Origin of the sequence: Arsenicicoccus sp. UBA2120 (assembly GCF_002330965.1) — a bacterium.
Taxonomy (GTDB): domain Bacteria; phylum Actinomycetota; class Actinomycetes; order Actinomycetales; family Dermatophilaceae; genus Arsenicicoccus; species Arsenicicoccus bolidensis.
In genome coordinates, this window is the sequence record NZ_DCYC01000010.1 from 1 (window position 1) to 8,001 (window position 8,001).

The 8,001-nt window shown below is 68.8% G+C and carries 9 protein-coding genes and 1 pseudogene; 6 read left to right on the forward strand and 4 right to left on the reverse strand.

All coding sequences use genetic code 11. The annotated features are described in order from the left end of the window. Nucleotides 1–16: 16 nt before the first annotated feature. The gene (locus tag B2P18_RS00790) at nt 17–637 is read right to left on the reverse strand and encodes a TetR family transcriptional regulator (RefSeq protein WP_286955419.1); all 621 of its coding nucleotides are present in this window, start codon (nt 635–637) and stop codon (nt 17–19) included. Nucleotides 638–730: 93 nt separating this feature from the next. Between B2P18_RS00790 and B2P18_RS00795 the strand changes: the two genes are divergently transcribed. Then, nucleotides 731–1,567 carry an SDR family NAD(P)-dependent oxidoreductase gene (locus B2P18_RS00795; protein WP_286955421.1) on the forward strand — a complete coding sequence of 279 codons (837 nt, stop codon included), beginning with the start codon at nt 731–733 and terminating at the stop codon, nt 1,565–1,567. Nucleotides 1,568–1,636: 69 nt separating this feature from the next. Here B2P18_RS00795 and B2P18_RS00800 read toward each other — a convergent pair whose 3' ends face one another. The 3 genes from B2P18_RS00800 to B2P18_RS00810 form a co-directional block, all read right to left on the reverse strand. Continuing rightward, nucleotides 1,637–2,035: a (R)-mandelonitrile lyase gene (locus B2P18_RS00800; protein ID WP_286955423.1), complete on the reverse strand. Its 399-nt coding sequence runs from the start codon at nt 2,033–2,035 to the stop codon at nt 1,637–1,639. 34 nt (nt 2,036–2,069) lie between these two features. After that, the gene (locus tag B2P18_RS00805; protein ID WP_286955425.1) at nt 2,070–2,480 is read right to left on the reverse strand and encodes a cyclophilin-like fold protein; all 411 of its coding nucleotides are present in this window, start codon (nt 2,478–2,480) and stop codon (nt 2,070–2,072) included. 190 nt (nt 2,481–2,670) lie between these two features. After that, the gene (locus B2P18_RS00810; RefSeq protein WP_286955427.1) at nt 2,671–3,693 is read right to left on the reverse strand and encodes a zinc-dependent alcohol dehydrogenase family protein; all 1,023 of its coding nucleotides are present in this window, start codon (nt 3,691–3,693) and stop codon (nt 2,671–2,673) included. 140 nt (nt 3,694–3,833) lie between these two features. Between B2P18_RS00810 and B2P18_RS00815 the strand changes: the two genes are divergently transcribed. The 5 genes and pseudogenes from B2P18_RS00815 to B2P18_RS00835 form a co-directional block, all read left to right on the forward strand. After that, complete coding sequence (locus B2P18_RS00815; RefSeq protein WP_286955433.1) at nt 3,834–4,751, forward strand: helix-turn-helix transcriptional regulator; 918 nt, start codon at nt 3,834–3,836, stop codon at nt 4,749–4,751. Beyond that, nucleotides 4,751–5,353 carry a sugar O-acetyltransferase gene (locus B2P18_RS00820; RefSeq protein WP_114552743.1) on the forward strand — a complete coding sequence of 201 codons (603 nt, stop codon included), beginning with the start codon at nt 4,751–4,753 and terminating at the stop codon, nt 5,351–5,353. Before B2P18_RS00815 ends, B2P18_RS00820 begins: the two co-directional genes overlap by 1 nt. Before the next feature lie 427 nt (nt 5,354–5,780). Further along, nucleotides 5,781–6,347, forward strand: a complete 567-nt coding sequence (locus B2P18_RS00825; protein ID WP_084074635.1) for a recombinase family protein — start codon at nt 5,781–5,783, stop codon at nt 6,345–6,347. Nucleotides 6,348–6,629: 282 nt separating this feature from the next. Further along, the gene (locus B2P18_RS00830) at nt 6,630–7,805 is read left to right on the forward strand and encodes a Mu transposase C-terminal domain-containing protein (protein ID WP_286955431.1); all 1,176 of its coding nucleotides are present in this window, start codon (nt 6,630–6,632) and stop codon (nt 7,803–7,805) included. 10 nt (nt 7,806–7,815) lie between these two features. Continuing rightward, a pseudogene (locus tag B2P18_RS00835) lies at nt 7,816–8,001 on the forward strand (ATP-binding protein); the annotation flags it as partial.

The window sequence follows — 8,001 nt, forward strand, 5'->3', positions numbered from 1 at the left end:
ATCGGTGGATCGAGGCTTAGAGGGTTGCTTGCGTCTCAAGCGCGATGGCGTGCATCGCCGCGTCGAGGCATCTGCCGAGCGAGGCGCCGTGGGACTGGGCGTGGGCGTGGGCGGTGAGCAGGGCGGCGAAAGCGGTGGCAACGAGGGCTGCTGAGGTGAGGGGTTCCCACGACGGGTTGCCTCGTCGTTGTTCGCGGCGGTCCAGTTCCTCGACGACAAGGTCTTGTGCGCGTTGCATGCGCTGGAGGTAGCCGGCGCGCAGTGCGTCAGAGGATCCGATGATCTTGTCCCACTCGCTCGCGTGGTGCCCCTGGCTGGGGTCGTCGCCGAGAGCGACGGCACCGTCGAACATGCGTCGCAGCGCCGTCCAGGCCGGTTCGTCGTCGGGCCTCTCGGCGAGGGCCGCCACGAATTGCTCACCCTGACGGGCGACCTTGGCGAGGACGACCTCGTCCTTGCTCGCGAAGTATCGGAAGAAGCTGCGGCGGGACATGCCTGCGGCTTCCGCGATCTCGTCGACGGTGACGGCGTCGAAGCCGCGCGCGGCGAACAGGGTGATGGCGGCCCCCGTGAGCTCTTGCTGCACCGCACGTCGCGTCCGATCGCGCAACGACTCTGAGGTGGCAGGGGACGTCATGACGAGTAGCCTATCGCACAGGCGCACGCTTGACACACGGTGTCACTAGTGACGTAGCATGTCGGAAATACTTGACTATCGGGAGGTCATCACATGGCTCAGCGCACCATCGTCATCACCGGCGCGTCGGATGGAATCGGCGCTGCCGCCGCGAGGAAGCTCGCACCGCGGGGTGATCGGCTCCTGCTGGTTGGCAGGCGCCGCGACAAGCTTGAGGCTGTCGCTGGCCCGTTGGGGGCGGAGGTTCTCGTGGCGGACTTCGAGCGCCTCGATGATGTTCGCGCCCTCGCGGCGCACATCCGTGACCGGACCGACACGATCAACGTGCTGGCGAACAACGCCGGCGGAGTGTTCGCCGAGCGGATGGTCACCGTGGACGGCAACGAGCGCACCATGCAGGTGAACCACTACGCCGGGTTCCTGCTCACCAATCTGCTGCTTGACGTGCTCGTGGCCAGCGGCGCCACCGTGGTCAACACGTCCAGCGTCGGAGCGCACGCGTTCGGCAAGCTCGACCTGGCCGATCTCGACGCCACCCGCAGGTACAAGACGATGAAGGCGTACGGGGACTCCAAGCTCGCCAACATCTTGTTCGCCAAGGGCTTGCACGCCCGCTATCACGACCAGGGACTGAGCACTGTCGCGCTGCATCCGGGCAACATCGCGTCGAACTTCGGCAAGGAGATCGGCAACGCGATGATGAAGCTCATCTACAAGAGCCCCCTTGCCCGACTGCTGTCGACGCCCGACTTCGGCGCCGACAACCTCATCTGGGCCATGGACGGCACACCGGGTGTGACGTGGCAGTCGGGCACGTACTACGACGAGCGCCGCAGGCTGCCCAAGCGACCCAACCCGCAGCAGGACGACCTCGGCGTTGTCGAGGCGATCTGGGCCGAGAGTGCCCGACGGGTCGGTATCGAGGCCTGAGCCGCCGGCGGCCCCGGTCGACGGTCGTCCTGCTGCGAGTTCAGCTGCCGCCCTCAGGACGGGAGAGAGTCAGCGTCGCTGGTAGTCCGCGTCGGGGACGTGCTCGAGCCAGGTCACGACCTGGCCGTGCTCGTCAGCCTCCTGAATCGCGACGTGTGCCATGAATCGATCGGGTGCGGCGCCGTGCCAGTGTTCCTCACCGGGTTCGATGTAGACGACGTCCCCGGGCCGGATCTCACGGACCTCGCTGCCGCGAGTGGCGACGTAACCGATGCCGTCGGTCACGTACAGCGTCTGCCCCTTGGGGTGGTGGTGCCATGCCGTCCGTGCGCCCGGGGAGAACCGCACGTGGGCGCACCCCACGGCGGACTGATCATCAGGATTGCGGATTCCGTCGATATAGACCGTGCCGGTGAACCATTCCTGCGGTCCGGCGCCGGTCCGGCCGCCGCTTCGGGTGAACCTCATGGGTGTCTTCCTCTCGTGTCGGTGTGTCTGTCGGTCAGCGGTCGCTGAGCGTGATCGAGACGGCGACGTCGGCCGGACCGTCGGCGAGCAGGGTGATCCCACGTGCGTCGAACGTCCCCAGGCGGGCGATGCCGTCCCAGTGGCCGACGTCGCCGTAGTACAGGACCAGGTCCGACGATGGCGCGTACCAGCCGATCTCGCCAGGGTTGGGGTCGTCGCCGGCGGGCATACCGTTCATGGTCTGGGCCGATTGGAGGCGCGCGGTCTTCTCGACGGCGTTGTAGTCGCTGAACGTGAGCGTCAGGGGCAGGCGAGCGACGAGGTCGCGTCCGGCCGGGTTGTCCCACAGCTCGCCGTCGATGGTGGTGTCGCCGATGGTGAGCCGGATGGTGGTGCCGACGCTGTGGGGTGTCGGCTCGGGTGCCGGGGTCGTGGGTGTGCTCACGATGTCCGTCCTGTCATCGGTTGCGGCGGGCTGGGTGGGCTGGCTCGTGCAGGCCGACGTCGCTACGGCGAGGAGCGCGGTGACGAGCCAGATCGGGGTGCTGCGGGTTGCGGATGCGCGCATCGCGGTCCTCCTGGGTCGACCGCCTGCCTGCCTGCCGACGTGGACGGGGCAGACAGGCAGACGGTGGTCACAGGGTCAGCAGCACCTTGGTGGCGCGGCGCTCGTCCATGGCCTTGTAACCCTCGGCTGCCCGCTCGAGCGGGAGGGTGAGGTCGAAGACCTTGCCCGGGTCGATCGCGCGGTCCCAGATGAGCTGGATGAGCTCGGGCAGGAAGCGGCGGACGGGGGCGGGGCCACCGAGGACCTGTACCTGGGAGAAGAAGAGCAGCTCGCCGGGCAGCTGGACGTCGTGCGTGACGCCGACAAAGCCGACGTTCCCGCCCGGTCGGGCCGAGCTGATGGCCTGAACCATCGACTCCTGGGTGCCGACGGCCTCGATGACCGAGTGGGCGCCGAGCCCGCCGGTGAGCTCCTTGACGCGGGCCACGCCGGCGTCCCCACGCTCCTCGACGATGTCTGTGGCGCCGAAGTGGCGCGCGAGGTCCTGGCGGTCCTTGTGGCGGGACATGGCGATGATCCGCTCAGCGCCGAGCTGCTTGGCCGCGAGGACACCCATGAGTCCGACGGCACCGTCGCCGACCACGGCGACGGTCTTGCCCGGCCCAGCCTGGGCGGCGACGGCAGCGAACCAGCCGGTGCCCAGGACGTCAGAAGCGGCGAGCAGGTGCGGGATCAGGTCGGGGTCCGGCTGGCCGGGGGTCGCGACGAGCGTGCCGTCGGCGAACGGGATCCGGGCCCTCTCTGCCTGGGTGCCGATCGCACCGTCCACGAAAATGCGGTGCACGCAGCTGGACGGGAAGCCGGCGCGGCAGATCTCGCAGGTGCCGTCGGAGATGACGAACGAACCCACGACGAAGTCGCCGGGCTTGACGGTGGTGACCTCGGCGCCGACCTCCTCCACCACGCCGACGTACTCGTGGCCCATCGTCGCGTGGTCCACGGGGTCGGCACCGCGGTAGGGCCACAGGTCGGAGCCGCAGATACAGGTTGCTGCCAGCCGGATGACCGCGTCGGTCGGGTCGACGATCGTCGGGTCGTCACGGTCCTCGACCCGGACGTCGCCGGGGCCGTGCATGATCACGCCGCGCATGAGGTTCTCCTTCTCTGGATGGATAGTCCCATCGTGTGCCTGATCCTCGGAGTGTGGGAGTGCCTGTCGTGGGGTGTACCGGCAGTACACCCCACGGCACGGCCTTCCTCGACGGCCGCGTTCGGCTTACCGTCGAAGGCATGGACAACCGAGCGGATGTGCGCGAGTTTCTCGTCTCCCGGCGCGCGAAAGTTACCCCCGAGTCTGTTGGCGTCGTCAGCGGCACGAACCGTCGCGTGCCGGGCCTGCGCCGCAGTGAGGTTGCCGTCCTGGCCGGCGTGAGCGTCGAGTACTACGCCAAGCTCGAGCGCGGGGCGATCGGCGGCGCGTCGGCGTCCGTGCTCGACGCCGTCGCGCGGGCGCTACAGCTCGACGACACCGAGCGCGCGCACCTGTTGGACCTCGCCCGTGCAGCAGACGGCGTCCCCTCGTCCGGTCGTCCGCGTCGACGCACGACCCGGCCAGCACCACCGCGCCCGAGCCTGCAGTGGGCGCTGGCAGCGATCACCGAGGGCGTCGCCTTCGTCCGTGACCAGCGCCAGGACGTGCTGGCGACCAACGACCTCGGCCGCGCGTTCTACTCCCCCGTGATCGGCGACGGCGGCCGCACGCCGAACCTCGCGCGATTCCAGTTCCTCGATCCCGCGGCCCGCGAGTTCTATCCGGACTGGGACCTGTTCGCCGAGATGTGCGTAGCGATCATGCGCGCAGAGGCAGGCCGCGACCCGCACGACAAGAGCCTCCAAGATCTGGTCGGGGAACTGTCGACGCGCAGCGAGACCTTCCGTCGACTGTGGGGCGCGCACGACGTGCGCAGCCACGGGTCTGGCACCAAGCGCTTCCACCACCCCGTGGTCGGCGAGCTCACTCTGGCGTACGAGGAACTCGCCATCACCGCCGAGCCCGGCCAGGTACTCATGGTCTACACGGCCGAGCCCGGCTCGCCGTCGGCCGAGCGCCTGCGCCTACTCGCCTCTTGGGCGGCTGACCCGGCCGTCACCGGGTCCAGCACCGATGAGCCTCGACCCCGCGCAGGCTCGGCAGAACAGGAGCGATGATGGAACTGCAAGGCTTCATCGAGCACGTCGCCCGCGGGTCCGTCATCCAGGCAGGCTCGGATGAGCATGCCTTCATGCACCGCGCCGCCCAGGAGGCGCTGCACGTGGTCGCAGAGCTCAACAGCGGTTACCGGACTCCGGAGGAGGTCCGCTCTCTTCTCACCCGGCTGACCGGGCAGACGCTCGATGAGTCCGTAACTCTCTTCCCGCCGTTCTACTGTGAGTTCGGCAAGAACCTCACGCTTGGCGCCGGCGTCTTCATCAACATGGGCTGCCGGTTCCAGGACGCCGGAGGGATCACCATCGGTGACGGCACACTCATTGGCCACGGAAGCACCATCGTCACCCTCAACCACGCCGTCGACCCTGCACGGCGAGCCGACATGACGCCGGCGCCCGTCACGATCGGGCGCAGAGTCTGGCTCGGCGCCTCAGTCACCGTCGTGCCCGGGGTGACCATCGGCGACGGCGCGATCGTCGGAGCTGGCGCAGTGGTCACCAGAGACGTCCCGGCGAACACCATCGTGGCCGGAGTCCCGGCTCGGCCCATCCGGACGACCGGCTTCGACGCCTCACACACGTCTGAGAGCACGGCCCTCTAGGAGGCGCTTCATCCGCCTCCGTCCTCCAGCTCGCCCCCACGGCCTGATGTCGCGGCGGCGCCGGCGGCCCGCCCAGCTCGCCGAGCACGACACGAGGACGGGCCGTCCCTCGATCCGTCAGCCGTAGTCCGCACCGCTTCCGGATGCTCGACACGGGCGCATGGGTTGGGCGCCCAGCCCCACGGTGCCCCTCGTAGCGATCCACGCCTATCGCGCCATGACGAGGGACGACCGTGAGGGTGAGCGGAGACTCATCACGACGCCAGCGCTGTGCCACCGGTCAATGACCGCGCCCACCAGCGACTGTCGCACAAACGACCGTCCATGAGACCGTCGCCCCCATCACGGTGCTGCACCGCGCGTCGTGTCTCATGGGCCGTGTCCGAGACCTATGTACCGCGAGGCACGTTGTCGGTACATTCGGGTGATGGCTTCGATCGGATACGCGCGCGTTTCGACCCGGGAGCAGAATCCGGACGGGCAGACGGACCTGCTCGCCGCCGCGGGGTGCGAGAAGGTGTTCGTCGAGCACGCCTCGGGTGTGCTGGCCAAGCGGCCCGCGCTCGACGATGCTCTGGACTACCTGCGCTCAGGTGACACCCTCGTGGTGACCAAGCTCGACCGGCTTGGTCGATCGGTGCGCAACCTCAAGGAAGTCGTCGAGACTTTGCAGCAGCGGGGCATTGGGCTGAAGGCACTGTCTCAGGGGATCGACACCACGACACCGGGTGGCCGCCTGTTCTTCCACATGCTCGCGGCCATCGCCGAGTTCGAGCATGACCTGATCGTCGAGCGGACCCAGGATGGTCTTGCCGCTGCCCGCGCGAGAGGTCGCAAGGGTGGGGGCCGGTTCAAGATGACGGCGACGAAGGCGCGTCAGGCCAGGGCGATGTATGACGAGAAGTCCTACACGGTCCAGCAGATCGCTGAGACCTTCGGGGTCTCGCGCGGCACGATCTACCGCCACCTCGCCCAAGACGCACGGCCGATGTGAGGGGACGTGCCGGCGCGGTGGGAGGTCTCGGACAAGATCGCTCTCCTGAGCCGCCACGACGACGGTGTCCCATGGACGCGGCTGGCAGCCGAGTCGGGGGTCCCGCTGCGCACCCTCTCGCGCTGGGCGCGCGCCTATCGGTCTGACCCCACCTCACACAGCCTCGCTCGGCGCCAACGCAGCGATCATGGCCGGCGTCGAATCCCGGCAGAGCTGATCGAGGTAGTCGAAGCTCTCGCCCTGGCAAAGCCGGCTCCGACAGTGGCGTTCATCCACCGCCGCGTGGCCGGCATCGCACACGATCGCGGCCTGTCTGCCCCCAGCTACTCCAGCGTCCGGAGCCTGGTCGCCGGGATCGATCCCGGGCTGCGCGCTCTGGCCGAGCACGGGGACGCGGGATACCGGGACAGGTTCGAGCTGGTGCTGCGGCGCTCGGCCGAGCGCCCCAACGAGCAGTGGCAGGTCGACCACACTCTCCTGGACGTGGCGATCCTCGACGCCAAGGGCACCCAGGTGCGCCCCTGGTTGACGGTGGTCCTGGACGACTATTCCCGCGCCGTGGTCGGCTACACCCTCTTCCTCGGCGCACCTTCGGCCGAGCAGACGGCGCTCGCCCTGCACCAGGCCGTCAATGCCAAGGCGAACCCGGGCTGGCCGGTCTGTGGGCTGCCCGAGGTCCTCTACAGCGACCACGGTTCGGACTTCACCTCCGCTCGCCTGGAGCAGGTGTGCCTGGACACCCACATCCGGCTGATCCACTCCCGGGTCGGGGTGCCTCAAGGGCGGGGGAAGATCGAGCGGTTCTACCGGACCGTCACCACCGAGCTCCTGCCGCACCTGCCCGGGTACATCCCGCACGGCACGAACGGCGCACCGGTCACCTCCCCGTCGCTCTCGCTCGAAGACCTCGACGCCATCCTCGAGCAGTACGTCGTTGCCGAGTACAACGCCCGCCCCCACTCCCAGACCCACCAGGGGCCGACCGTCCGGTGGAGCGCGAGCGGCTTCATCCCGCGCAGCCCCGCCCACCCTGAGGATCTCGACCTGCTCCTGCTCACCGCGGCCACCACCCGCAAGGTCCAGCGCGACGGCATCCAGTTCGCCTCGACCCGCTACCTGTCCACAGTCCTGGCCGCCTACGTCGGGGAGCAGGTCACCGTCCGCTTCAACCCGCGCGACGTCGGGGAGATCCGCGTGTACTTCAACGACGAGTTCTTGTGCCGGGCGATCGCCCCTGAGCTGTCCGCCGAGTCGATCTCCCTCGACCAGCTCCAAGCCGCCCGCCGTCAACGCCGCCGCGACCTCAAGGACCAGCTCCGCCAACACCGCACCCTCGCCAGCGCCCTGCCCAGCGATACCCGATACGCCCCACCAGCAGTCAGCACCGACGACACAGCACCGCCACCGGCTCCTGAGCCCCGACCACGACATGGACTGCGTCTGTATGCCACCGACTAAGAAGCTCTCCGTGCTCGGCAAAGACGACGACGGCCGGCGGTTCCTCACCGGAACCTTCGACGAGGTCAACTCCTCCGCCCCGCACCCTCACCCCGTCCCGTCCTTCTACAGCACCCGCGAGCACCGGCGGTTCACCGAGTTCGCCGACACCGTGCGCACCCACCGCTACATCGGACTGTGCTGGGGCCCGCCCGGG